We start from the raw sequence: 24962 nt of genomic DNA, 5'->3' as shown, positions 1-24962 counted from the left end.
TCTTGTAACTGATAACTGATAACCAGTCCTCTGATAGTTGACTGCTGATGGCTGATGGCTACTCTGCATTAATACTCTCCAAAACCCCAAGACACGTCTCCCCATTAACCAACCGATGATAATAGCCTGCGACGCGCTCGGTAAAATCCTGATTCTCATGCAAGCCACGCAACGGTGTCCCACTGGCAGGGGACCATAATGTCGTATTTGAGAAAATAGACGCAATCCGTCCTTGCACATCTATTTGACTTGCACCAAATGCCCCCCTTAGAACATCCTGTATTGTTCGGTCAGGGTCTCGGATTTCATACGCTGTACCGGTGTCGGTAATACCCCTGTAGTCATCAAGAGACGAGATTGCGTTTGGCGTTAGAAATCGGAGTACCGTCGCGAAGGAATAGGCAAAATCGGATTTAAAAAGTTCGGTGCTGGCATCGTAGTTCGGTGAGCGAACAATATCCGCAGCGCGTTCGCGGAGTTTCACGGTTTCAATGATGTTAATCCGAGCGTTGTCGTCTTTGACTCGGCGGATGCGATCTACAAACTCCAGTGTGTAGGCATGTGCACTTTTATCTGCTATCGGGATGTCTGCTGCTACGATCTCGGCATATCCATTCATCAGACGTTCGAGGTGTGGTGCAAACGTTGGGTGTGACGCTGCTTCGTTGACGTATTCAATGCCGGAGAGTGCCCCTTTGTGCGTAATCCCCGGTACATGTACAGAATTCACCAAGAGCAGTTTCCAATCGTGATAAGGCTCGATGTTCTCTTGACTGACAATGACGCCGTAGTCCTGAAGTTCACCGAACGGCACGCGTAGCATGTCGCCTAAATCTTCCAGAATAAGCGGCGTTGCGGGTAATGCCTCCGCATAAGTTATTAATTCATCTTTTCCCTCGATCTGTGCCCTTGCAGCTGCCTGAATCTCGTCAGGAACAGCATAGACCTGTGGCACAAGCCGGTCGCCCATTTCGTTCAGAAAACCGACGTTTGTCTCTAACCATACCGCGTAATCATCGCTCCGTTTTGGATACTCGTTGCAGAGAATATCACGGATCACATCGCCGTTATTTCGGAGGTTATCAGTGTTGATGACGCAGAGTGTTGCGCCTGCGCCGTGACGACAGAAATAGCGGTAAAGGGTCTCATCGAGCACATCCATTGCGAGTTCGCCTTTAGCGATCCCTGCTTCGGTTACGCCGATAAGGATAAGGTCAAGCGGGTTTTCCGTCTGTGCATAGAACTGCTCACGACCGGTTTCTGTAGCGAGTGTTGTTGCCCCAACAACGCTTGAAACCTGTTGGATGTCGTGGATACCACTTAAGTCAAACGTGACGACGTGGTATGTCCCGTTCTGTCGGTTAAAGGCATCGGCTTTCTCGGTACCGCGCGGCTGTCCGACAAAAATACCGCCGTTGTAGAGATTTCGCTGATTGAGGATATGAACGAATTCATGGGTTAAGGCGCGTTGTAAGCCGCCTGCCCCGATCGCAAGGACCTTGATTGGGTACATGTTTTTATTTTTCTCCTTTGGCTAAAATATCAGCATAGAGGCTTAAATAAGCGTTTGCGATGTTTTTCCAATCGTATGGTTTGACGCGTTCAATACTCGCTTTGCCCATTTCAATGCGCCCTTCATTGGCATTAATCAGTTTGACAAGGCAGTGCGCAAGTCCATCAACATCGCCGGGATCGAACAGCGCACCGTTAACCCCATCGCCCACAAGTTCATCGATACCTTGAACGCGACTGGCAATGATCGGAAGTCCTGTTCCCATCGCCTCCAAGACGACAAGCGGCATTCCTTCTGCGAGTGAAGGTAAAATTAAGAGGTCGGCATCACTATATTTTTCTGGCAATTTCGGATATGGGACTGAACCTGCAAAGTGGAGATGTGATGCTACACCGAGATTTTCTGCTAATTTCAGGAGTTCTCCGTGATACGGTCCATCGCCGACGATCTCTATTTCAAAGTTATGTGAGACCTTTTCAAGGACTTGGGGAAGCGCGCGGATTAGAAATTGGAACCCTTTGCGAGGGATAAGCCTCCCAATTGTGAGAACCCGTACCTTTTCTGGATAGGCGTCGCGTTGGACGGGTGTAAAAGTTTCCAAATCCACAGCATCGGGGATCACATCCATTTTTACATCCGAATCCGTCTCTCGCGCAAGTTCGCGCAAGCCTTCGCTACAAGCGACGACCGCTGATGCGTTTCCCCAAATCGCTCGGATGACGGGTTTCAGTAACAGATATAACCACCGATAATAAGGTGGATCAGGATTACGGCTCGGCACATCGCGCCCGCCCAGAAATATGACATACGGCACGTTGCGCCGTTTTTGTAGAAGATAAGCACCGCCACCGGCGGGAATGCCGAAAAAGACTTGGACGATATCCGGTTGAAACTGCTTGGCAAACCGTAATCCATGGAGACTTGAACTTACGGCATAAGTCAGCATCTCGTGTACGGCACATACATCAGGGTTTTTCCGAAGCGCGCGTACGCGATGCACATGAAAGCCTTCCACCTCCTCGTCTTTCGGGCAATCACGAAATTGCGAAGTAATCAGATGCACATCGTGTCCTGCCGCCGCGAAGTGTTTGCCTAAGAAATAACTCACCCAACCGCCACCGCCGCCGATCGGTGGGAATTCATGATTGAACATTAAGATCTTTTTCGGGGTATCATCCATACAGGCAACTGTATCCTTTCGTAGCGCAGCGTTAGTTTGCATCATCGGTTTTGTGTAAACTTCGCTGCGAATTCGATGATCACAGCTGCGATATTAATCCCTGTGACCGTTTCCAGTTCCTCAAACCCCGGTGATGGATTGACTTCTAAGACGACGGGTCCTTGGTTTGTTTGGAGTAGATCGACACCGGCTATCTCCAGTTCCAGTGCGGCGGCGGCTTTGATAGCGGTGTTGATATAGTTTTCTGGTAGCGTAACCACCTCCCCAACGCCACCTTTGTGGATATTTGCTCGGAATTCGCCGGGAGGCGCGCTTCTTTTCATCACAGCGATTGCTTCGCCTCCAACGACGAGGACGCGGATGTCCACCCCGCCTGCCTCTACAATAAAAGGTTGGATTACGTAATCATGATGGAGATCACAGAGGGCATCCACTGCTGACGTGAGTGATGTCGGTGTATCTATTAACATAACACCTCTGCCGTGTGTGCCGTAGAACGGTTTCAAAATAAATGGGTAATCTCCCGTTTTGGCTACGGCGTTCTCTAAAAATTCGGAGGAACCGACGGTGAGACTTGGTGGGATGGGTAAGCCATGCTGTGCGAGGATACGGAGCGAATGGAATTTGTGTCGTGCTGCTGCAATTGGTTTTGCGCGATTGATTACAGGGGTGCCGATCCATTCGAAGTGTGCCACGACCTCTTCGCCGTATTGCGCCGTTGTGCGGCTGAGCCGTGGTATAAGGACATCGACATCCTCTACCGATTTTCCGTGATATGTGATCCGGTTGCTGGTACCACCGACATGGAGGTAAAACCCGAAGGGATCTAAAATTTCTGCGGTGTGTCCTGCATTGCAGGCAGCTTCGCTGAGACTGCGTGTGGAGTGGTTTTGAGGTCCCCGAGAGAGGATACCAATTTTCATATTTTTAACTATGGGTTTTCGCTCGGTTTTAACCGGTTTTCGCTTAAGTTTGCGTGCATCTGACGCGTGCTGAGAAAGCAAACCTACCGGGGTTGTGCTATTCCGGTGATGGTGAAGACCCACCGACGAGCAGCTCCAACGGTTCCGTTGATTCTCGCAAAAGTTTTAGTGCTGCCTCTCCCCGACAGCGATGTTCGTTTTGAAGTTCAGATACACGTGTTCTGAAAAGGAGCATTGTCTCAGCAACGCCGGGTTCGGTAACAGCACCAGCAAGGACGCCTCGAACAATCAATTGGACATTTTTGAGTGCTGGGTTTTGTTGGACAGAAAACGTTGCGCATTCGTTGATCAGGACGCGATACTCGTTTAGCAGGTCGGGGCCTACAAGGGCATTGCTCTCTGTGACCAATGCCTCGGCATCCAAGACGAAACCGAAGGTGTTGTCCTTTCCGTCCTCGTCAAAAATACTATAACGATCATTGACGAAGAGAAAAATATATTTATGATCGCCTGCTAAAAAATCCTCGATGCAAAACCTTTTACCATACCAATCTTTCGTCGGAACAATGGTGCCTTTTTCAAGACACTCATTATAATGAGATTCGTCAGTTGTGTAATACGCATCAACCATAGGGTAAGAACCTTTCAACGATAGTGCAGTGATGCGCCGACGCACCACTCGGTCAGAATTTAGAATATTAGTTTCGTAACAGAAAACCTTGAAGTTTTAGAATCAGAATAACTTAATATGACTGACGATGACAGGATTGATGAAGGCAATACGATTGAAAATTGAGGTGATTCTTTTTTATTGTTTCCTCTTTTTCTCGTTCCTCCGCTTAATTTGGTGTCAATTTTCATCTACTTTATACGTGGTCGTCAGAAAATCTGTTAACTCCTCGTAGGTGTCAAAGATCCGGTCGCATAAGTTCTCAAAAAAAATGCTTCGCGTTCCTGTGTAGACGGCGTACACCGGTTTGTTATGGCGAGTTGCATAGTTCATTTCGCTGAGAACACCGGGCGACAATTTGTCTGTCGGATAGATGACAACGACAAAATCGCTCTGGTGGACGAATTGGTAATCCCGTGAGATTGTTCGAGTTTTAATCTGTTCAATCACGCCGTCGTCCATCTCACCCATAGTCGTGGGGACACTCCCATCTCCACCAGCGGTCACCAGTGCCATATCTTTAATTGTGAGCGGATCAAAAACAATAAATGACCGACTCAATTTTTCGCCGATCTCTCGGATTTTTTCAATTTCCTTTGGAGTGTCTCTGAGAAGTGTAATCGGATAACTGAGGTAAAATTTCGGTTTCGGTGAAAAGAGGAGTTCGTAAAAATTCTCAAGATCATGTTGTCTTGCGACGGTGTAGTGTGGTTTCTCTGTGAAATGTGCGATTTGTCGCGTCAGGAACTCTTCCTCGTCTAACCAAACGTTGAGTGTGGAATTATCCATACCTGACCATTGTCCACTTTCTTTCATCCGTTCCGATATATCGGTGATATTGTCAACAACGTTAATCAGAAGATCGGGCAGGAGGATTTCAATATCTTTGAAAGAGAATCCTTCGATAAGACTTCCGCGCCACCGAAAGCAGGCGTGTAGTCCGATGATGGCATGTTCATACGATTCGGCGCGTCGTGCGATTTCATAGAAAGCGGTGCGCCGTGCCAACGATAAAACGGCTGGATCTGAATCGAGTACTTTGTCTGTAAAATGGACACGAGATTCCGCTGCAGCACTGTGCATAACATCGCCAATATTGAAGAAGCCGATGTTCAGTCTCTGTTTCATACAGAGTATTTTAAAATTTGCCATCAACTCTTTGCGCCCCGAACAGCTGATGCCGGTACAAATAATCTTCATTTTTTAGTTTTCCTTGCGGTTCGGTGAGGTGAATTTGGGCTTTAATGTCCCTTTCCGTAGATCCGCTTTCCACTTCGTTTCAAGCTACGCACTTTTACTGACAAGAAAACACCGTTTCCAAAACGCTTTCACCGCGCGCAAGCGACATTACGAATTTGCCGCCAAAGACTCCAGTTTCGAGAGTGCTTCTTGCTCTTCCTTCTGCCACGGACGGTGTGCTGGCTTATCCAGTTTTTTCGGTGGACTGCCGAAGACGAGGATATATGCCCTACGTGCTGCTGCCGTGCTATTAGGGGCGGAATAGTGTAAAGTCCGGCAGTGGTGGAACGTTGCACCGCCTGCGGGTATCGGACAGGCAACTGCCTCCGATATGTCAACATCATCTGTCACTAACCCGTGTACGAGCGGATCATTGTCAATATGCCGATGCCAACGCACCTCTCCTTTGTGCGATTTTGGGATGAATTGGAGGCATCCGCTCTCAAGCGTTGCTTTATCAAGCGGTAGCCAGACGCTTAGGCTGTGTGGTAGGACTTCGGGGTTCCAGTACGCTTCGTCCTGATGCCACGGCGTTTCATTGCCGTAGTGTGCGGGTTTCAAAATCATGTGTCCGCCACCGCTGACTTTTTCAGCCTCTACGCTGAGCAACTTTGCGGCGAGTCGTTGGGCGTTTTGGAAATAGACAGTCTCGCGGAGTTCAGGGAATTGTGCCTCAGGCCCCAATACTTGCGGTAACGTCTCCCGCCCGTTGTGCGCACGCGGGCCAGCGAGATCAAAGTAACGTCCTTGCGCCTCTCCGGTTCGTTCCGTGAAAAGTTCATCGTAAATGCCTTTAAGCCATTCGATTTCTTCATCCGTCGTGATGCGCGGGATGCTCAGGTATCCGTTCTCTTGAAAAAAAGCGACCTGTTCGTCAGTTAGGTCTACGTGGCTTTTGTCAAGCAAGTTTCGGCTTGCAAGCTGCGCCGAAAATTCACTCTTAGATTTCATAAGATCACCGAATTAAAATATCATAAGGTAAAATTGTTACGATTTGTGTGCCATTCTCAAAGCCAAACAGGTTCAACCACGTGATAATATGCTGTGATGGCGTGCCTAACATAGATAACACAGGATGGTTGGCGGTGAATTGTAGGGACTGGGTAACCCAGCCCCTACGGATTGAACCGTCTGTATCTTCGATCATCTGCTCTAAGATTTGTTCAAAAAACGGACGCTGCTTCGGTAGGACGATAAGGCCAACTTCGTCCGCCTCGGCAAACCCTGCCTGTTTCTTCGCGATAGACAGCGCAGTATCAAGTCCTCCGATTTCATCGACAAGCCCAATCTCCTTCGCCTGTTTACCTGTCCAAACACGTCCTTGTGCGATTTCGTCGATTTCGTCAAAGGATTTATTTCTTCCTGTTGCTGCTTTGTTGACAAAATCTTCATAGACGGTCTTCATCATCTTTTCGACGCGTTCCCGCTCGGTGGGTGTAAAACCGCCGTAATCCGAATACAAGGTAGCGTTCTGACCGTGTGCGATGATCTCCTTTGTCAAACCTGCTTTATTGTAGAGTCCCTTCAGATTCAGTTTACCGCCGAATACACCGATTGAACCTGTCAGTGTACTCGGATGTGCGATGATTGTCCCTGCTGCCATCGCAATATAGTAACCACCGGAGGCAGCGACATTTCCCATGGAAACGACGACCGGTTTTTCGCGTTGTGTGAGCATCACCGCTCGCCAAATTAAGTCTGAAGCGAGTGCGGAACCGCCGGGACTGTCAATACGTAGCACGACTGCCCGAACGGAATCATCCGTGCGTGCTTTTTCAAATGCCTTCTTTAGTTCTTTTGGCGTAATTGCTGACATTGAGATGAAAGGTGAGTCAATATCGGGTAAAATGGGGCCGCTGGCATAGATAAGCGCGATCTGATTTTCCGATGCAGCTTGCGCACGTTGGGGCGGATTCAATATACTGAATAGCTGCATAAGTCCGGCGAAACTGTTCATATCCGGCACTTTTCGTTTGCGCTCATATCCGGGTTTGGCAACTTGAACATCTTCGTCTGGAGATGCTGCTTTCAGTGAGGCTACCAATTCGTCGTAGTATTGTAAAGCATCAACTAATTTTTTCTCCTCTGCCTCTTCTGCTGTGAACGGACCGCTGTTGATTAAATTCGCAACACTTGCTTCGGTGATACCGTCTCGATTTTCAGCGATGTGGTTCAGGAATTGGGTGTACAGATCATCAAGCAGCGCAGTCATCGACTCACGAAATTCATCCGACATACCGTCACGCATATAGGGTTCAACACCAGATTTGTATTTTCCCATTGCCAGCATATCTGCCTCAATATCCAGTTTGTCCAGCAGCCCTTTATAGAAAAGGATTTCAGCACGTAAACCGGTTAAATTGAGGCTTCCGGTAGGCATTAGGACGATGCGATCCATTGTCGCAGCAAGAAGGTACTCGGCATTACCACCGCTTTCGAGATAACCGATCGTCTCTTTTCCTGTTTCGTGGAATTCGTTTAGTTTGGTGCGGATTTCTTGAAGCACTGCCCATCCTACGCTAACCCCTTCTATTTTGAAGATAATACCAGCGAGATCATCGTCTGTTTGGAGGGCATCTAATTTCTTAAAAAGTCCCCGCAGTGTCTTTGTTGAGGAGGCACCGAATGTGCTGACTGTCTTGGTGTCGGCGTAGGTGCCGCTCAGTGTGAATTCAGCGTATTTCTTAACGGGAGGCGGTGTTTCTTCTGCTGCGTGTCCCTCAGCAAATATCGGGGAAACGAGGAGAAACAGTATCAGTAGAGAGGCATACGTTTTTAATAATTTCATGGATTTGTCCTTCTTTTTTGTATCTGATTTGACGATGCTATTCTACCACAAGATGGAGAGTGTGTCAAGTTGCAAATTCTTTTGCGGTGTATAAATATTTGTCAAGCGTTAGGATTGAGATGCGTTCTCTTTTTCTTCTTTAAATCGTTGATGATACGGATTATGCAGATGACGCGGGTTTTAAGGAGGCTTGCTGTCAAATCAACACCTCCGCTCTGAAGAGCTGAAGGATCAAAGTTCTTCTTGTAGAGAATACTCAATTAACTCAACTGTCCGATCTGGATTTTGTAATTTGACGATGCCGACATCAGGTGCAAGCCAGATAGTATCAGTTTTTTCTGTGGTTGTCTCCGCTTCGTCCAAGATACTTGTGGTGATTTGTGATTTGTATTCAACTTTAGCAGTCGTTTCAAAAGTGCCCGCTGGTGTTTGGATTGAGCCGCCACCAACAACAGCTCCTGTTATCAGATGATGTATCTCAAATGGAAGTTTGAGTCCATCTAAATCCAGGAAGACGATATTCCCTTTGACTTTCAGATCAAGGACATCCCATCGCAAATTACCGATTGGCGGGATACGAAAGAACACAAGTTCATGTTCCGAGACTGCTTTCACTTCAACTTCAATGTTTTCACCCGGAAATACTTGCGTCCTCAGTGCATTTGCGAAATCAACTTCAAAATAGCGATTAATTTCTTCACCTACAAAGAAAAGCACTCGATTTTGTGTGACACGATAAGATGGCGTTTTTAGATAGTCAAATGGCGTGTTTTCAATAGGCGGATTGTAGTCAAAAACACGGTAAACTCTCCCTTGAATAATGCGTTCTCTTGAAACTGTTCGCTCCCATTCAAACCCATCCGCTTCTCGATAAGCCCACCGGTTACCGATAGCATCAGGATAATAGCTCGGTATCTTTTTTTCTTGCGTGGGTGTGACAATGGTTTCATCACTTTCGGGGGTATCGGAGCCGCAGCCGGATAGTAAAAGGATGCCAGAAAAGAATACCGATAGAAATTTCATTAGACTGATTTTCATATTTCCTCCAACAAGTTTAAAAGGTTCATCGATGATAGATAACGGGCGGGAAACCCTGGGGAAATCCGCGGAAATACCCAAGCAAAACGCCTACGGGTTCAGCACCTGACGGAAAATCGAAAAGGTCTATTTACCAGGACTTAATGCTGTAAAGACGAACGCTCGTGGAAAGTGCGCCTACAGGAAGACGTATCTGCTTAGTCTTTATAGGTCACCCTCTATTCTCCAAGGTGCTGAGCAACGAGTACCAGATCCAAAATATTGACGATGCCATCACCGTTAAGGTCTGGCGTTTTCTGCCCGAAACGTGAGGCAATAAAGGTGACGTCCAAAATGTTTATAACACTATCAGCGTTGACATCCCACGGCGTTTGTGCAAGGGACGGCGCGAGGTCCCATAAGAGAATTGTGCCATCATGACTTGAACTGGCAAGGTCCCAATCGGCGGTTGCATCGAAATCTGGAGATGTGTGGTTCGGTGAAAATGAAACGGTGCTGATAGCAGCAGCACTTGTAATTGAAAGCACGTTCGTGTGTCCTGTTAAGAGGGCAATTTGATCGCCGGTAGATGCCTCCCAGAGGCGAATGGTGTTGTCGTAACTACCGCTGGCGAGTAGACTGCCATCTGGCGAGAATGCCAAGGTTGTGACATCATGTGCGTGTCCTCTCGTAAAGTAGAGGACATGTTCGCCCGTGTCTGCGCGCCACAAACTAATGCCGCCGCGGTGGGTTCCGATGGCAATCGTTTTCTTATCCGGTGAGAACGCGACGACGGTGTTGAGTCCTGGATCAAGTCCTCTACCGATTTCGGGGGTTACGGATTTTTCTGTATAGACATCCCACACCCGGAGTGTTTCGGGTCCCTTCCATCCCCCACAGGCACGCAGGCTGCCATCATGCAAAAACGTTAACCCATCTGCCTCTTGCCTGTCAAAGGTAGCTTGCAGTTCGCCAGTGTGCGTATCCCATACTCGAATGGTATCATCATAACTGACGCTGGCAAGTCTGTTCCCATCATAAGAAAAAACGGCGGCAAAGATCCTTCCCGTATGCCCAGAGAGTGTAACATATCGTTCTCGGGTGGAGGTATCCCATAGGTACATCATGCCATCCCAATCTGCACTGACGAGAGTTGTCCCATCTGGTGAGAATGCCACAGCTGCAATTAGATCGGTGTGCCCGTCAAGGACTGCTTGGAGTTCCCCTGTAGACGCATCCCACAAGCGAACGAAGTTGCCCCGTGAACCCCCTCCACTGGCAATAGTGGTGCCATCAGGTGAGCGTGCCAGCGTCGTGAACCCTTCTGTCCACCCTGTAAGGGGTGTCTGAAATTCTTTAGTTTGGGTGTCCCAAAAATGAAGCACGCTATCTTCACTTGCACTGACCAGCGTTGTTCCAGAAGCGTCTCCGCCATCAGGTGAGAAGGCGAGTGCCCGGATGTCGGCAGTATGTCCCTCAAGCGTTGCGTTAAGCCCCCCAGTGCGAGCATCCCACAAACGCACCTTGTTATCCCGATGTCCACTCGCCAATATTGTGCCATCGGACGAGAGCGCAAGTGCGGGAATGCCGCGAGTGCTTTCTCCGAACATGAAGGTTGATAATTGGCGACCTGTCCCAACATCCCACAAAAGGATGGTGGTGCCAGAACCACTCGCTGCCAAGGTTGCGCTGTCCAGTGAGAAAACGAGTCCATAGAGGAAACCCAGATTAGTTTCGAGCGTCTTCATCAATTTACCCGCGGATGGATCCCAGAGTTGGATGTCGCCCTCTGAGTCTCCACTGGCGAGGATCTTTCCATCTGGTGAAAATGCTAAGGCGTATGTCCACCTCGCATGTCTTGCCAGGACGTTCTTCTGTCTGCCGGTATTTGCATGCCACAAGCGAATCTCATTTGAACTCGCACTCGCGATCGTTTTTCCGTCTGGGGAGAACGCAACGCTATAGACAAAATTCTCATGTCCATAGAGCGTAGTCCGGTGTTGTCCGGTTTTAGCATCCCAGATCCGAACTGTGCGGTCCAAGCTGGCACTGGCAAGTGTCATACTGTCCGGTGAAAACGCAGCTGCCTGAACCCAGCCTGTATGTCCGGTGAGCAGAGCGATTTCTTCATGGGTGCGCGCATCGTAGAGCCAAACTCCAATTGAACTGACGACAGCAAACTGTGTGCCATCCGGTGAGAATTCTATATCGGTAATAAAACCTTTGCCGAACCGAACTTTAGCACCTTCAGGCAGATTTCTGTAACGGGAGTCTTGGGCGTGAACGTTTTGTGGTAACGCAAATAGCACCAATAGGAGGAATGTGACAAAAATCAGGCATAGGAAATTGGATAGTTTTTTCTTGATCATAAAATGCCTCCTAAAAGGGTTTTCAGCCTGCGCGGGTTGGGGGACCCAACCGCTACGAAATACACGGGTTGGGGGACCCAACCCCTACGGATCACGATTTCACCTATTTTCCGAGGTGGTTCGCTATAAGTACCAGATCCAGGATATTAACAATGCCATCGCCATTAAGATCGGGTGTGTTCTGTCCAAACTGCGATGCAATTAATGTTAAATCCTGAATGTTTACAAGTCCATCACCGTTAATATCCCAGCGGTTTTGTGCCAATTCGGGTTCAAACTCCCACAAGAGAATTGTATTATCTAAACTCGCGCTGGCAAGGGTTTTTCCATCGGGCGAAAATGCCAGTGAAGTGACGCTATCCGTGTGACCATAAAGGGTTTTGTAGTGTTCACCCGAATGGACATTCCACAAGCGGATTGTTTCGTCGTTACTCGCGCTGGCAAGGGTTTTTCCATCGGGCGAAAATGCTACTGCCTGGACATCAGCCGTATGACCCTGAAGGGCTAAAGAACGCGGCGTTGGTTCTCCCACAGTTAATTTCCACAATTGGAGCGTGCCATCCCGACTGCCGCTCGCAAGAATCCAGTTATATTTATAGGGGTTGGGTAACCCAACCCCTACTGGTGAGAATGCCAAAGCGAGAACGCCATCTCGATGCGCTGTCAGCGTCATCTGCGGTCTATCTGTAGTTGCACTCCCTGAGTCGAGATGCCACACTCGAATCGTGCCGTCACCACTTCCGCTCGCGAGGAACATTCCAGACGTGCCTTGGATATCCGGTGAAAATGCCAATGCATAAACCCAACGTGTGTAGGTTTCAAGCCTCCCAATTTGCTGTGCAATGTCCGTATCCCATAGCCGTATGATTGTATCTTCCCAACCGCTTCCACTGGCAAGGGTTTTTCCATCCGGTGCGAACGCTAATGACTGAACCTCACGCCTCTGCCCTTCAAGGGTAGTTTTGAGTTCAGCATTGTGTGTATTCCACAATCGAATCGTCTTATCCCAACTTCCACTTGCAAGCGTTCTGCCATCCGAAGAAAATGCCAATGCACTGATACGATCCGTATGCCCTTCAAGGGTATCCTTCAAGGCACCGGTGTCTGGATTCCACAATTGGATTGTATTCTGGGGCCAATCGCCGCCGCTGGCAAGTGTCGCGCCATCTGGTGAGAACACCACCTCCGTACCGACGTTTACATGTCCGATGAGAATGAAGCGAGGTTGTTCTATGTTTAAATCCCATACTCGAATTGTATCGTCCTTGCTTACACTTGCGACAGTTGCTTCATCTGGTGAAAATGCTATTGCGGTAATACTACCAGTGTGTCCGTGGAGCGCATTTTTATGTTCGCCAGTATAGACATCCCACATCCTCAGTACGTTGTCGTGCCAACCGCCGCCACTCGCGATCGTTTTGCCATCTGGTGAAAACGCGAGGGTATAGATTGAATCGTAGTGTGTTCTGATGGCTAACTGCCGCTGCCAAGTGTCAGTGTTCCATAGCTGAATCATATGCCCGACACCATCGCTGGCGAGCGTTTTTCCATCTGGCGAAAATGCCAGAATAGAGACAGGTCCTGTATGACCGGTGAGCGTAGTGAGGGGCCCGCCTGTACGCGGATCCCACACTCGGATTGTATCGTCCTGACCTGCACTAACAAGGTTTTTACCATCTGGTGAAAACACCACTACTCTGATGCCACCGGTGTGCCCTGTGAGCGTATTCCGATGTTCCCCAGTTTCTGCATCCCACAAAAGGATTCGTTTGTCCCTACTCCCGCTTGCGAGGGTTTTTCCATCCGGCGAGAACGCTAAAGTCTCAACCGAGTCACTATGCATCGTGAGTGTTACGAGGTGTTGTCCGGTAGACACGTCCCACAACCGAATCGTATTGTCGCTACTTCCACTGGCACATATTCTGCTATCTGGAGAGAATGCTCCAGCACGAATGCGTTCACTGTGTCCAGTGAGCAATACGAGTTCTTTTCCGGTGTGTGCATCGTATATCCAAGTGCCAATTGAACTCGCGACAGCGAGTCGGGTGCCATCGGGAGAAAAAGCAATATTGCCAGTTATTTCGCCTTTTCCAATGAGTCGTTTCGCGCCTTCGGGTAAGTTCCATGTTGTGTAGTCTTGGGTATATCCGTTTGACAAAAGTAGTGTCAGTATCAATAGAAGCGTAAAAATAAGGTATCTCACTGTTTTTTATTCCTGTGACAGGCACGATGTGCTTCGGTTGGTCATGAAAGATGCAGCCTTCATTCTCCGATATGATTTGCAACGATAATCAAATCCAAAATGTTGACGATGCCGTCATTGTTAAGGTCTGGTGTTACTTGTCCGAAACGTGCGGCAACAAAGGTTAAATCTAAAACGTTTACAACACCGTCGGCGTTGACATCCCAAGGTCTTGGTATAGATGTTAAGGGCCACAATTGGATTGTGCCATCAAGACTTGCACTTGCGAGTGTTCTGCCGTAAGTATGGCTTGACTCTTTACCTCCATTAACGAGTAAAAACGCTAATGCAAGGACTGGCGCGGTATCGCCTTCAAAAATTGCCTGTAATTGTCCTGTCTGTGGGTGCCACATACGAATTGCGTTATCCCAACCCGCGCTTGCGAGCATCTCGCTATCCGGTGAGAATGCTAAGGCGAAAACCGGCTCGGTGTGTCCTTTAATGGTTGTCAGGAGTTGCCCGGTGTACGTATTCCATAGGTGAATTGTGCTTTCTGCGTCTCGACTCCAATATCCGCCGCTTGCTAACGTTTGATTATCAGGCGAGAAGGTGAGTGCTGTGATTGAATCTGTATGTGCGGGGAGACTGTGTCGGCGTTGCCTGGTTTCTACATCCCATAACAAAATTGTGCCGTGAAAACTTGTGCTGGCAAGTGTTTTACTATCCGGTGAGAATGCCAATGTGGTGACCATATCCGAGTGTCCGTGAAAGACTGAGGTGCGGATCGGCAGGTCTGTGGTTAAGTTCCAGAGACGAATTTCTTTGAAACTTCCACTGGCGAGGGTGTTACCATCAGGTGAGAATGCCAAGGTTACAACAGGGTGGGTATGCCCTATGAAATCTGTTCTGTGCTCACCAGTGTGAGCGTCCCAGAGGCGGATAGTAGCATCTTCGCTCGCGTTTGCAACTGTTCGGTTATCAGGCGAGAATGCTAACGCGGTCACGGTATCCAGCAGCACAGAGAGCTGTGCCAATTCTTTCCCAGTATAGGTATCGTACAACGTGATACCATTGGCGATGGCGATAGCGAGGTGTGTCCCGTCAGTGGAGAATTTTATGGCATTTATCGCTGTTGTATTGGAGGGGGCTTTGCTACTCTCTGACGCGCGCCATTGTGTTCCATCTTGAGCGGAACTGTTCGGTAGGAGCGCGACATAAATGAATAGAAGGGTAAAAATTAGGAGCTGCCGCACGATCAGTTTCCCTCTGCTTGTCCATTGGACAAACCGGTACTGATAAGGTTTAATATTTTCTTTGCCAATTGCACCACATGCGTACGAGGAAAACATCACCCGGACAATCTGCTTAAAGAATGTACCTGCTCAAATCTTGGTCTTTGACGATTTCATCCAACTCTGATTTGACATAGTCGGCATCAATAGTGATCTCTTTTTTATCGAGTTCAGGTGCATCGAAAAAGAGATTTTCAAAGAGTTTTTCCATGATAGTGTGCAAGCGGCGTGCACCGATGTCTTCAACGGATTCGTTAACTTGAAACGCGAGGGCGGCGATTTCGTCAATCGCGTCATCAGTAATAGTCGCCTCTATCCCTTCAGTTTTGAGTAGTGCGGTATACTGTTTTACTAACGCGTTTTTCGGTTCCGTCAAAATAGATTTAAAGTCGTTCTTATTCAGGCTTTTCAGTTCCACTCGAATTGGAAATCTACCTTGTAGTTCTGGGATGAGGTCAGAGGGGCTTGACACATGAAACGCGCCGGCGGCGATAAACAGGATGTGGTGTGTGCGCACCGCGCCGTATTTCGATGTCACCGTGCTACCTTCAATGATGGGCAGGATATCGCGTTGCACACCTTCCCGGGAGATATCGGGTCCGTGGCGAGATTCTCTACCTGCGATCTTGTCAATTTCGTCCAAAAAGACAATACCGGAGTTTTCAACACGCTGAATGGCTTCGCTGATAACAGCATCCATATCAATGAGTTTTTCAGATTCTTCTTGCATCAAGATAGTGCGTGCCTCGGAGACCGGAACGCGTCGCTTCTTCGTCTGATTCGGGAGGATGTTACTAAACATATCCTTAAAGTTGATATCCATCTCCTCAATGCCGCCGGGCGAGAAGATTTCAACAAAGGGCATACTCTGATGCTTGACATTGATTTCAACAGGTTTATCCTCGAGTCTACCTTCGCGTAGCCATTCTCTAAATTTTTCACGGGTTTTGAGATGGCGTTCTCGTTCTTTCTCTCGGTCTTCTTCGGCTTCGGTTTCCGCGTCGGTTCCGAGATCGAAAGGTAGTTGGAGTACCACGTCGTCATCCACTTCCTCAGGTTCGTCAAGCATATCCTTTTCTAAGCGGGGACGCTCCTGCAAAGAGCGTGGAATCGGAAAAATACAATCGAGGAGGCGTTCTTCAGTGAATTCCCGTGCTTTTTCCTCAACGACCTCGGTCTGTTCGGCTTTGACGCGGCTAATGGCAGTCTCAGTGAGATCACGAATCATGGATTCAACATCTCGACCGACGTAGCCAATTTCGGTATATTTTGATGCCTCTACCTTGATGAAGGGGGCGTCAACAAGACGTGCAAGCCTGCGTGCGATTTCAGTTTTACCGACACCTGTTGAACCTATCATGATAATGTTCTTAGGTGAGACTTCGTCTTGTATATCTTCACCCAACATCTGTCGCCGCGAACGATTGCGGAGGGCGATAGCGACGGAGCGTTTTGCCTCAAACTGCCCGATGATATATTTATCGAGTTCCTCGACAATCTGCCGCGGCGTAAGTGCATCTGCTAAAGTGCTCTTTTCATGCGTTTTATTTGATTTCTCCAAAGTTTCGTTAGTTATCAGTCGTCAGTCGTCAGTTTTCAGTTAAGAGGCGTTGGGGTTACCGAAAGGTGTTTGATGAACCCGAGCCCGCTTGTAACTGTTAACTGTTAACTGATAACTCCTCCTCTATTGTGTCAGTTTCAATTCGTGCATTGGTATAAATACAAATTTCACTCGTGAGTTGAAGTGCCTCTGAAACAATCTCTTTTGCGGTCAAGTCTGAGTATTTGAGCATGGCTTTTGCGGCTGCGAGGGCAATAGAAGAACCCGAACCGATGGCGACAACATCGTCGTCCGGTGCGATCACATCGCCGTTTCCAGAAATAAGGTAACTGTCGTTAGCATCTGCGGCGATCATTAGTGCGTCTACCTGTCTAAGGACTCTGTCACTACGCCATTCCCGTGCGAGTTCTACTGCTGATTTCTGAAGATTTCCCCGGTACTGCTCAAGTTTCTTCTCCAAATTTTCATACAGTGTGATTGCATCCGATGCGGAACCTGCGAAACCGATCAGCACTTTGTCGTTATGGATTTTGCGAATTTTGCGTGCGCCGTGTTTAATCGCAGTATCGCCTAAAGTGACTTGACCATCGCCTGCGATAGCGACTTGGGCATCGCGCCGAACGGCTAAGATCGTTGTTGAACGAATTCGCATACTATTGATTTTCCTCTCCTGCAATTAAAATTATATACGAATAGGCACGCCTATTTCTATGCGTAAAAAAATAGAAGGAAACTCAGAAACTGCAGTGCCCCTATAAAAATGCCACACCGTATCCCTGCGATACCTGCATGTTGTTCCCTCAGAAAACTGCCAGCGACCCCGAAAAGGTAGGGACACAGTAGAAAGGTGAGTAGAAAAGCGAGCGGCACAAAAATTGGTACAGACGCAATCTGTGGTATCCGATCAATCTGTGTTGCATTCCATTGCCACAAATGTAATCCGCCCAGCGCGTAAATTGTGATACTTCCAATTGCAGCACTGATGCCCGTGACACCTGCCGCCAACATCGTGGTTCCTATCAAACCGCTCTTCGGATTTTCAGGATCCGATGCAAAACGGGTTTGGCAAACCACTGCAAGCCTTTGATAAAAGTAGGCTGTAAGAGTTGCGAACACCACCCAATTTAAGATTAGCACAATCGGTGTTGTCATATTCGGAAAAAAATCTGAACGCAGATAAAAAATGAGGTGTACCTTCCGAGAAAATAACCAATCCATGGGTGTGTACATTAACACCGTTGCGATCCCAAAAATAGAACTGCTTGAGAGTAGTGACGCATCTTCATCAGTTTGTCGGACACAGTAAAAAAATAAAGAGACCGCAATCAACACATTTGGATAGAGAATCCAAATAGTTCCAATGCGGCTTGCTATTAAGAACGTTAGAAGCGTTGTAACTGTTACAGCAAAAGCCGATTTGTCCGTTTTGGTTCCCATACATCTCTCAACTAATATTGTTTATCATTAACTTTTCCGCTCAAATCTCAAATTTAATCACCAACTGGTCCCCGGTTAGTTTTGCGCCTGTTGTTTTTTTTGTAGAGAGGGTTCGTGGTAATGCGACGTGTTGCTTAAAGCCACCGATTGTGACGATCAATTCATCGCCATGTTTTGTCAATCCAATTTCCTCTTTACTTAGAAAAGGCAGACGCATAGACAATTGATAGGCATTTGCTGTTTTTTGGAATTGATACGGTTTTTCTTTAGAAAACTGATCTGCTGGATTAATTTCGGAATAGAGTGCTTCTGCTAATCGGTGCAGCCCCTTTTCTCCGACAATTTCTTCTGCGAAGAGGTTCACTTTCCAGATTGGCACGTCCGAGAAATAGTCCATTGCCTCTTTAATATAGTGTTGTTGTGCCTGTTTCCAAGCTTCAAAGTATGCGGCATCAACACCGTCCGGAAAGATGCGATTGATAATCACTGCGTCTATACAGAGTCCATAAAGGCAAAAGTACATAAATGCGCGTTGTGTCTCTTTAATAACAATTTTTTCTGGGTTCGTTACCAAACGTACTGTGGTGATCTTGGGGTCTGTCAGCACATTGTCAATCCCTTCCAATTTATCGAAAAGGTCTTGGATATTTTGAAAATAGTTATCTCGGGGGATCGGAACAGAGCTCACTTTTTCGATGACGGGACCGGCAATTTTCGCCAGATTGCGTTCCAACTTGAAGATATGGTTCATGTACCACTCCAAGGTCGTTGGGATACTCACGAAGCGGAGCGATTCCCCGGTGGGCGCGCAGTCGAGGATAATTACATCGTAACTCTTTTCACGCACATATTGGTTGATATAGAGGAGCGCGCAAATCTCCTCCATCCCCGGAAACACGGCTATCTCCTCTGCTACGAGACTGTCAAGCCCAGAACGATTCAACAACGAACGAATATAGTTGTAAACGTCGTCCCAGTATTCGATAATTGCTTCTTGAACGTTAATTTCTTGTATCCAGAGATTTTCCCTGATTTGGATCTGTTTTTCTTTGCGCTGGCGGACGAGTTTTTCGTGGTTATCAAAAGCGTCACGGAGTGAATGTGCGACATCCAGCGAGATTACAATTGTCTTATAACCGAGCTGAGAAAGTTTGATGCCCGTGGCAGCGGCGATAGTGGTTTTGCCGACCCCACCTTTACCTGTGTAAAGGATAATGCGCATTATTAAGTTCCTATGTATTGTAGTTTGTATCGTACTTTTTATAGTATAACACAATAAGAACCAGTATGCAAAGAAGTGTTGTATATACCGGAACAGGATCATTCAATTTTAAGAAATTATTGGATTGGATGTCTTTTTTTTTAGGATCCGCTGCGACAGGCTGCGACAGGCTGCGAAATTTTCTGCGTTTTGTTTTAAAACATAACATATATAAAGTGTTAATGCCTGCGCAAAGGACAACACCAAAAACCGACAATTGAATGACCCTGTAGACCGGAAAATGAACACTTGCATTAAAAGATAAGGATAAGGTATAATAATACTTGAACAACATTATGGGGTGCTCTTATCTGAGTAGGAGCTGAGAAAACACCCATTGAACCTGATCTGGGTTATGCCAGCGTAGGGAAATAGTGAGAGTAGTTATCAGTCGTCAGTTTTAATAGTTATCAGTTGTCAGTTGTCAGTTAAGAGGTTTTGGTAATCCCAAACTCTCTTTCTGAAAACTGAAAGGTTTTTCATGCCTCGCAGTGAGAGAAAACCGAACTGATAACCATTCCTCTGATAACTAATAAAGCTGCTTCCTTTTGGCATATATCCAAAATGGAAGGCGGCTTTTTTAGGTTAATAAGGAGTTGATGCGTATGTTCAGTAAATTCGCGGTCCCTATAGCGATCCTATTCGCAGTTTTAGGGATATGGGAAGGAAGTGTGTATCTTTTTGATATACCGCGCTATATTCTGCCAGCACCGTCAAAAATTGTAGTGACACTATTTGTGGAACATACGCAATTACTGAAACATACGCTTGTAACCTTGGAAGAGATGCTCCTTGGGTTTGCCCTCGCGGTTAGCATCGGCATTCCGTTAGCAGTGCTGATGTTCGAGTTTCCTGTGCTGGAGAAAGCCTTCTATCCGTATGTTATCGGTTCACAAACGGTGCCGGTATTTGCTATCGCGCCGCTGTTGGTACTGTGGTTCGGCTTCGGGATTGCTTCAAAAGTCGTTATGGCGGCACTGATTGTGTTCTTCGCGATCGTGCTGAACACATTAGACGGTTTGAAATCCACTGATCCGGACACAGTAAATCTATTTCGGATTTTGCGGGCGACTCGGTGGCAGATACTTTGGAAAGTCCGCATTCCATCAGCACTCCCGTTTATCTTCTCCGGTGCGAAGATCGGTATATCAATTTCTACGATTGGTGCTGTCATCGGTGAATGGGTAGGTGCCAAAGCAGGGCTCGGATACCTGATGTTGTACGCGAATGGGCAGCTCCAAGTTTCATTGGTATTTGCAGCTATTTTTTGTTTAACGCTTTTAGGTTTAGGTCTCTTTGGATTGATGACGCTGCTGGAGCGTTACGTAATGCCGTGGCGACATCAGCACAATACATTAGATACTCGGTAGGCGTGCCTCACGCCTATCGGACAATCAGAAAGGAAAATCTCATGAAAACAGCAATTTGCTTAATGTTTCTCATCAGTTGTGGTATACTTTTAACAGCCATCAGCCATCAGCCATCAGGTATTAGCAAACACTGGTTTGTTGCAGATGCCAACGCAGATACACACCAAGGCGAGTCGTCTAAAACCGCAAGCCAGAAACCGCAAGCCACTGCAGAGAAAGTTACGTTGCTTCTTGATTGGGCACCCAACATAGACCACGCGCCGCTTTATGTTGCGCAAGAGAATAAGATCTTCGCCAAACATGGATTGGAAGTCGAATTACTCTGGGGTGGTGATCCAGATGCCCCACTCAAATTGGTAGCGGCAGAGAAATATCCGTTTGCCGTTAGTTACCAACAAAGCGTGACAATTGCGCGCGCGAGTGAGGAAGTTTTGCCGGTCAAATCCATCGGCTTACTCGTCGAGCATCCGCTTAACACGATTAGTTTTCTGAAGAAGACCGGCATTAAAACGCCTGCAGATTTCAAAGGAAAAAAAATCGGATACACAGTCGCACCGTTGGATGTACTTTTGTTTAACGCCATCGCGGCGAATGCTGGATTATCCGAAGATGACTACGAACTAATAAACGTAGGCGCGAATATTGTGGCACCTATGCTAAGCGGTCAAATTGATGCAGTGATCGGACCCTTTCGGAATTACGAGATTAACTTGTTGAAACTTGAAGGTGCGGAAGCTGGATATTTCGCACTTGAAAAATACGGTATTCCGGATTATTATGAATTAGTAATTATTACGAACGACGCTTACTTGGAAAACCATTCAGAAACTGCCAAAAAACTGATGCTGGCGATTCAGGAGGCGATTAAATTTACGAAGGAAAAACCCGATGCTGCGCTTCAACTCTTTTTTCAGGCAAACCCTGATGCCAGTAAAGAATTAGAAGAATTGGCATTTCGGGATACACTTGATGTATTCGCGACAACACAGGTGCAATCCGTAGAAAAATGGGACGCTTTTGCAAAATTTGCATACGAAAAGGGGTTAATCCCCAAAAGAGTCAAAGCAAAAGATTGTTTTATTAATATATTGGCAGAATAGTCGCTTTACCTACGAAAAATAAGTTTACACTTGTCGCTCGTAGGGGTTGGGAATGTAATACAGGGAACGGATTTAGTCTAACCCCAGACTAAATCCCCCAACCCCTACTACGGTTCCCATGTGTGGAAATAATTACGGGTTCTACTATAAACCTGATCTAAAGAACAATGGGCTGCCTGCGCGAAATTCGCCCATTAAAAAGGATTGATTTTCAAAACGATGACAAATAAGAAGATTCTCATCATTGGTGGCGGTGTGATTGGACTGGGTATCGGGTGGCAGCTGGCGAAAGCGGGTGCCGCTGTCACCATTTATGAGCGCGGACAAGCCGGACGCGGTGCCTCTTGGGCGGCCGCCGGTATGCTCGGTCCAATTGCTGAAGCACATATCGACGAGCTCGACCTCCTCAAACTCAGCAACCAAAGTTTGGCGCGCTACCCGGAATGGGTCGATGAGTTAGAGACAGAAACAGAGATGTCAATAGGTTACCGAGCAGAAGGCACGCTCATTATAGGCATTGAACCGGATGATGCGATTCAACTCCGGCATGCTTATACCTTACAACAAGATTTAGGGTTGAATGTGGAGTGGTTGAGCGGACAAGAAGCACGTGAAATTGAACCGGCACTTTCACCCTACGTGACGGCAGCTGTTCGTTGTGAAACTGACCATCAAGTTGATAACCGACTGATGGCTCAGGCACTCCAGCGTGCGTATCAGGGGCGCGGCGGCGTGTTGCATCAGAATAGCACTGTTGAAAGAATTGTCATAGAAAACGGAACCGCGACAGGTGTTCAAACACAAGACGGTTTTCAGAGTGCAGATGTGTGTATTCTCGCCGCAGGATGCTGGTCTGGGCAGCTCAGCGGGTTACCGGATACGATTATCCCGCCCGTGCGCCCCGTGAAGGGACAGATGTTGGCGTTGCGAATGCGGGAAGGCATTATGCTCAAAAACGTCATCCGTACCGTCAAGGCGAGGTATCCGATGCCGGTATATTTAGTGCCGAGAAGCGATGGTAGACTTATCGTCGGGGCAACAACCGAGGAGTTGGGGTTTGACACGGATCTGACCGTTGGGGGTATATATGAACTCCTCCACGGAGCGTGTGAAGCGGTGCCGGGTATTTACGATCTACCACTTATCGAAACATGGACAGGTCTACGTCCCGGTAGCGAAGACAATGCGCCCATACTCGGTAAAACATCTGTCGAAAATTTAATATACGCAACAGGACACTATCGCAACGGCATCTTACTCACACCCATCACAGCTTACGAGATCTCCAAACTGATTCTGACGGGTGAAACTTCAGAGACAATCGCCCCGTTTCAATTGGACAGGTTTTCAAAGGCGTAGGATCTGTGGATGTTTTTTAACGGTTCGTCAGCGTTTTGAAATTGCCAGCGGTTAGTCCCACGTTTTTCATGCAAAGTGAAAAAATGTATTGGCAGAATAGTCGTTTCACCTACTGAATTAATGGTAAATAAAAAAGTTCTTATCATCGGTGGCGGTGTAATTGGACTCGGTATCGGGTGGCAGCTCGCGAAATCGGGTGCCACCGTCACCATTTACGATCGTGCTGAAGCCGGGCGCGCTGCCTCTTGGGCAGCCGCTGGGATGCTTGCTCCCCTCGCTGAAGCACATAACGAAGAACCGGAACTGCTCAAACTCGGCTGTCAAAGTTTAGAACGTTATCCGCAATGGGTTCGCGAATTAGAGGCGGATGCAGAGATGTCCGTCGGTTATCGGGCAGAAGGCACGCTCATTGTTGGATTAGAGCCTGATGATACACATCAACTGCGGCATCTCCACACTTCACAACAGGACTTAGGATTAGATGTCGAGTGGTTGACTGGAGGCGCAGCACGTGAAATCGAACCGGCTCTTTCACCTCGTGTGACTGCAGCCATTCGCTGTGCGACCGATCATCAAGTTGATAACCGTCTGATGGTAAAGGCGCTCCAGCGTTCCTTTCAGGTTTGTGGAGGCGTGCTGCATGAAAATAGAACGATTGAGCGCATCGTTATAGAAAACGGAGTCGCAACTGGTGTTCAAACACAAGGCGGTTTTCGGGCAGCTGATACGTTAATTCTCGCAGCAGGGTGCTGGTCTGCCCAAATTGAAGGACTGCCAGATGCCCTCCGCCCACCGGTACGCCCTGTGAAAGGACAGATGTTGGCGTTTCAGATGGAAGCCGGTATTACGGTTAAAAATGTCATCCGTACTGTCAGAGCAAGATATCCGATGTCGGTATACCTGGTACCAAGAACCGATGGCAGACTGATCGTCGGTGCGACGAGTGAGGAAATGGGATTTGACACACGTTTAACGGGTGGTGGCGTGTTTGAACTGCTCCGCGGCGCGTGGGAAGCGGTGCCGGGCATTTACGAGCTGCCACTTCTGGAGACATGGACGGGCTTACGTCCGGGCAGTAGGGACAATGCCCCTATACTCGGTGCAACGCCCGTCGAGAACTTGATATACGCAACGGGACACTATCGGAACGGTATCTTACTCACACCCATTACGGCTTATGAGATTGCTAAACTGATTTTGACGGGTGAGACTTCAGAGACAATCGCTCCGTTTCAACTAAACCGGTTTTTATAGTAAATCCCATAATTATTTGCACACACGGTAACTCGTAGGGGCTGGGGGATTTAGTCTGGGAATAGACTAAATCCATTCCTTGTATTACATTCCCAGCCCCTACGAACGGGAAAAATGTAAACATGTTTTCCGATTTTACTATAAGGTAGCATGTACATGCTGCGTGCCGTAAGTAACCACATTTGAAAAAAATGAAAATACACGTGAATGGCGAAGAAACAGAGGTTTGCCTCAATTCAAATGTTTATGACCTGCTCATCGCTTTGGAATTAGATCCGGGGCAGGCGGGTATCGCTGTCGCTGTGGATCGGGAAGTTATTCCGAAAACGGCGTGGCAGGCGACGGAACTTCGTGAAAATAGCGATGTAGAGATCATCCGTGCTGTCCAAGGCGGATAGTGTGTTTGTGAACACAACAGCTGCGTAACATCGTATCACAAGAAGTTGT

Annotated in this window: 20 protein-coding genes and 1 riboswitch; of the genes, 5 read left to right on the top strand and 15 right to left on the bottom strand. The window is 47.6% G+C overall.

Annotated elements, in window-relative coordinates:
* Positions 1-58: 58 nt before the first annotated feature.
* From OXH00_14540 to OXH00_14470, 15 genes are all read right to left on the bottom strand, one after another.
* The gene (locus OXH00_14540) at positions 59-1513 is read right to left on the bottom strand and encodes a hypothetical protein (protein MCY3742230.1); all 1455 of its coding nucleotides are present in this window, start codon (positions 1511-1513) and stop codon (positions 59-61) included.
* 4 nt (positions 1514-1517) lie between these two features.
* Positions 1518-2738: a glycosyltransferase family 4 protein gene (locus OXH00_14535; GenBank protein MCY3742229.1), complete on the bottom strand. Its 1221-nt coding sequence runs from the start codon at positions 2736-2738 to the stop codon at positions 1518-1520.
* Entirely contained in the window at positions 2735-3616 is an 882-nt protein-coding gene (locus OXH00_14530; GenBank protein MCY3742228.1) for a RimK family alpha-L-glutamate ligase, read from the bottom strand. Before OXH00_14530 ends, OXH00_14535 begins: the two co-directional genes overlap by 4 nt.
* Before the next feature lie 97 nt (positions 3617-3713).
* Positions 3714-4247, bottom strand: a complete 534-nt coding sequence (locus tag OXH00_14525; GenBank protein MCY3742227.1) for a hypothetical protein — start codon at positions 4245-4247, stop codon at positions 3714-3716.
* Between the two features lie 219 nt (positions 4248-4466).
* Positions 4467-5486 (bottom strand): AAA family ATPase, encoded by a 1020-nt coding sequence (locus OXH00_14520; GenBank protein MCY3742226.1) that lies wholly within the window; start codon positions 5484-5486, stop codon positions 4467-4469.
* 147 nt (positions 5487-5633) lie between these two features.
* Complete coding sequence (locus OXH00_14515) at positions 5634-6476, bottom strand: phytanoyl-CoA dioxygenase family protein (GenBank protein MCY3742225.1); 843 nt, start codon at positions 6474-6476, stop codon at positions 5634-5636.
* Positions 6477-6480: 4 nt separating this feature from the next.
* The gene (gene sppA / locus OXH00_14510; protein MCY3742224.1) at positions 6481-8313 is read right to left on the bottom strand and encodes a signal peptide peptidase SppA; all 1833 of its coding nucleotides are present in this window, start codon (positions 8311-8313) and stop codon (positions 6481-6483) included.
* Between the two features lie 231 nt (positions 8314-8544).
* Positions 8545-9351 (bottom strand): hypothetical protein, encoded by an 807-nt coding sequence (locus tag OXH00_14505; protein MCY3742223.1) that lies wholly within the window; start codon positions 9349-9351, stop codon positions 8545-8547.
* A gap of 218 nt (positions 9352-9569) precedes the next feature.
* Positions 9570-11699, bottom strand: a complete 2130-nt coding sequence (locus OXH00_14500; GenBank protein ID MCY3742222.1) for a hypothetical protein — start codon at positions 11697-11699, stop codon at positions 9570-9572.
* 103 nt (positions 11700-11802) lie between these two features.
* A complete protein-coding gene (locus OXH00_14495; GenBank protein MCY3742221.1) occupies positions 11803-13902 on the bottom strand; it encodes a hypothetical protein in 2100 nt (699 codons plus the stop codon).
* Between the two features lie 59 nt (positions 13903-13961).
* Entirely contained in the window at positions 13962-15230 is a 1269-nt protein-coding gene (locus OXH00_14490) for a hypothetical protein (protein ID MCY3742220.1), read from the bottom strand.
* Positions 15231-15246: 16 nt separating this feature from the next.
* Entirely contained in the window at positions 15247-16734 is a 1488-nt protein-coding gene (gene hslU / locus OXH00_14485; protein ID MCY3742219.1) for an ATP-dependent protease ATPase subunit HslU, read from the bottom strand.
* Positions 16735-16831: 97 nt separating this feature from the next.
* Positions 16832-17386 carry an ATP-dependent protease subunit HslV gene (gene hslV, locus OXH00_14480; protein MCY3742218.1) on the bottom strand — a complete coding sequence of 185 codons (555 nt, stop codon included), beginning with the start codon at positions 17384-17386 and terminating at the stop codon, positions 16832-16834.
* 56 nt (positions 17387-17442) lie between these two features.
* Positions 17443-18171: a hypothetical protein gene (locus OXH00_14475; GenBank protein ID MCY3742217.1), complete on the bottom strand. Its 729-nt coding sequence runs from the start codon at positions 18169-18171 to the stop codon at positions 17443-17445.
* 40 nt (positions 18172-18211) lie between these two features.
* Positions 18212-19393 carry an ArsA family ATPase gene (locus tag OXH00_14470; GenBank protein MCY3742216.1) on the bottom strand — a complete coding sequence of 394 codons (1182 nt, stop codon included), beginning with the start codon at positions 19391-19393 and terminating at the stop codon, positions 18212-18214.
* A 326-nt stretch (positions 19394-19719) separates the two neighbouring features.
* A riboswitch (TPP riboswitch) is annotated at positions 19720-19821 on the top strand.
* A gap of 216 nt (positions 19822-20037) precedes the next feature.
* On the opposite strand from OXH00_14470, the gene OXH00_14465 reads away from it, so the two are divergent.
* The 5 genes from OXH00_14465 to thiS all read left to right on the top strand — a co-directional run bounded on the left by OXH00_14465 (position 20038) and on the right by thiS (position 24913).
* Positions 20038-20802 carry an ABC transporter permease gene (locus OXH00_14465; GenBank protein MCY3742215.1) on the top strand — a complete coding sequence of 255 codons (765 nt, stop codon included), beginning with the start codon at positions 20038-20040 and terminating at the stop codon, positions 20800-20802.
* Between the two features lie 41 nt (positions 20803-20843).
* Positions 20844-21902: an ABC transporter substrate-binding protein gene (locus OXH00_14460; protein MCY3742214.1), complete on the top strand. Its 1059-nt coding sequence runs from the start codon at positions 20844-20846 to the stop codon at positions 21900-21902.
* Positions 21903-22121: 219 nt separating this feature from the next.
* Positions 22122-23261, top strand: coding sequence for a glycine oxidase ThiO (gene thiO / locus OXH00_14455; protein MCY3742213.1), 1140 nt, complete (start codon positions 22122-22124; stop codon positions 23259-23261).
* A 120-nt stretch (positions 23262-23381) separates the two neighbouring features.
* On the top strand, positions 23382-24515 hold the full coding sequence (gene thiO / locus OXH00_14450) for a glycine oxidase ThiO (GenBank protein MCY3742212.1): 1134 nt from the start codon (positions 23382-23384) through the stop codon (positions 24513-24515).
* 191 nt (positions 24516-24706) lie between these two features.
* The gene (gene thiS / locus OXH00_14445; GenBank protein ID MCY3742211.1) at positions 24707-24913 is read left to right on the top strand and encodes a sulfur carrier protein ThiS; all 207 of its coding nucleotides are present in this window, start codon (positions 24707-24709) and stop codon (positions 24911-24913) included.
* Positions 24914-24962 lie beyond the last annotated feature (49 nt).

It is taken from the genome of Candidatus Poribacteria bacterium (assembly GCA_026706025.1).
Lineage (GTDB): Bacteria > Poribacteria > WGA-4E > WGA-4E > WGA-3G > WGA-3G.
This window is presented reverse-complemented; position numbering and strand designations above follow the sequence as displayed.

Excerpts from the sequence above, each read along its gene's own strand:
- OXH00_14540 (MCY3742230.1), bottom strand. The coding sequence starts at position 1,513 with ATGTACCCAATCAAGGTCCTTGCGATCGGGGCAGGCGGCTTACAACGC.
- OXH00_14535 (MCY3742229.1), bottom strand. The coding sequence starts at position 2,738 with ATGATGCAAACTAACGCTGCGCTACGAAAGGATACAGTTGCCTGTATG.
- OXH00_14530 (MCY3742228.1), bottom strand. The coding sequence starts at position 3,616 with ATGAAAATTGGTATCCTCTCTCGGGGACCTCAAAACCACTCCACACGC.
- OXH00_14525 (MCY3742227.1), bottom strand. The coding sequence starts at position 4,247 with ATGGTTGATGCGTATTACACAACTGACGAATCTCATTATAATGAGTGT.
- OXH00_14520 (MCY3742226.1), bottom strand. The coding sequence starts at position 5,486 with ATGAAGATTATTTGTACCGGCATCAGCTGTTCGGGGCGCAAAGAGTTG.
- OXH00_14515 (MCY3742225.1), bottom strand. The coding sequence starts at position 6,476 with ATGAAATCTAAGAGTGAATTTTCGGCGCAGCTTGCAAGCCGAAACTTG.
- sppA (MCY3742224.1), bottom strand. The coding sequence starts at position 8,313 with ATGAAATTATTAAAAACGTATGCCTCTCTACTGATACTGTTTCTCCTC.
- OXH00_14505 (MCY3742223.1), bottom strand. The coding sequence starts at position 9,351 with ATGAAAATCAGTCTAATGAAATTTCTATCGGTATTCTTTTCTGGCATC.
- OXH00_14500 (MCY3742222.1), bottom strand. The coding sequence starts at position 11,699 with ATGATCAAGAAAAAACTATCCAATTTCCTATGCCTGATTTTTGTCACA.
- OXH00_14490 (MCY3742220.1), bottom strand. The coding sequence starts at position 15,230 with ATGTTTTCCTCGTACGCATGTGGTGCAATTGGCAAAGAAAATATTAAA.
- hslV (MCY3742218.1), bottom strand. The coding sequence starts at position 17,386 with ATGCGAATTCGTTCAACAACGATCTTAGCCGTTCGGCGCGATGCCCAA.
- OXH00_14475 (MCY3742217.1), bottom strand. The coding sequence starts at position 18,171 with ATGGGAACCAAAACGGACAAATCGGCTTTTGCTGTAACAGTTACAACG.
- OXH00_14470 (MCY3742216.1), bottom strand. The coding sequence starts at position 19,393 with ATGCGCATTATCCTTTACACAGGTAAAGGTGGGGTCGGCAAAACCACT.
- OXH00_14465 (MCY3742215.1), top strand. The coding sequence starts at position 20,038 with ATGTTCAGTAAATTCGCGGTCCCTATAGCGATCCTATTCGCAGTTTTA.
- OXH00_14460 (MCY3742214.1), top strand. The coding sequence starts at position 20,844 with ATGAAAACAGCAATTTGCTTAATGTTTCTCATCAGTTGTGGTATACTT.
- thiO (MCY3742213.1), top strand. The coding sequence starts at position 22,122 with ATGACAAATAAGAAGATTCTCATCATTGGTGGCGGTGTGATTGGACTG.
- thiO (MCY3742212.1), top strand. The coding sequence starts at position 23,382 with ATGGTAAATAAAAAAGTTCTTATCATCGGTGGCGGTGTAATTGGACTC.
- thiS (MCY3742211.1), top strand. The coding sequence starts at position 24,707 with ATGAAAATACACGTGAATGGCGAAGAAACAGAGGTTTGCCTCAATTCA.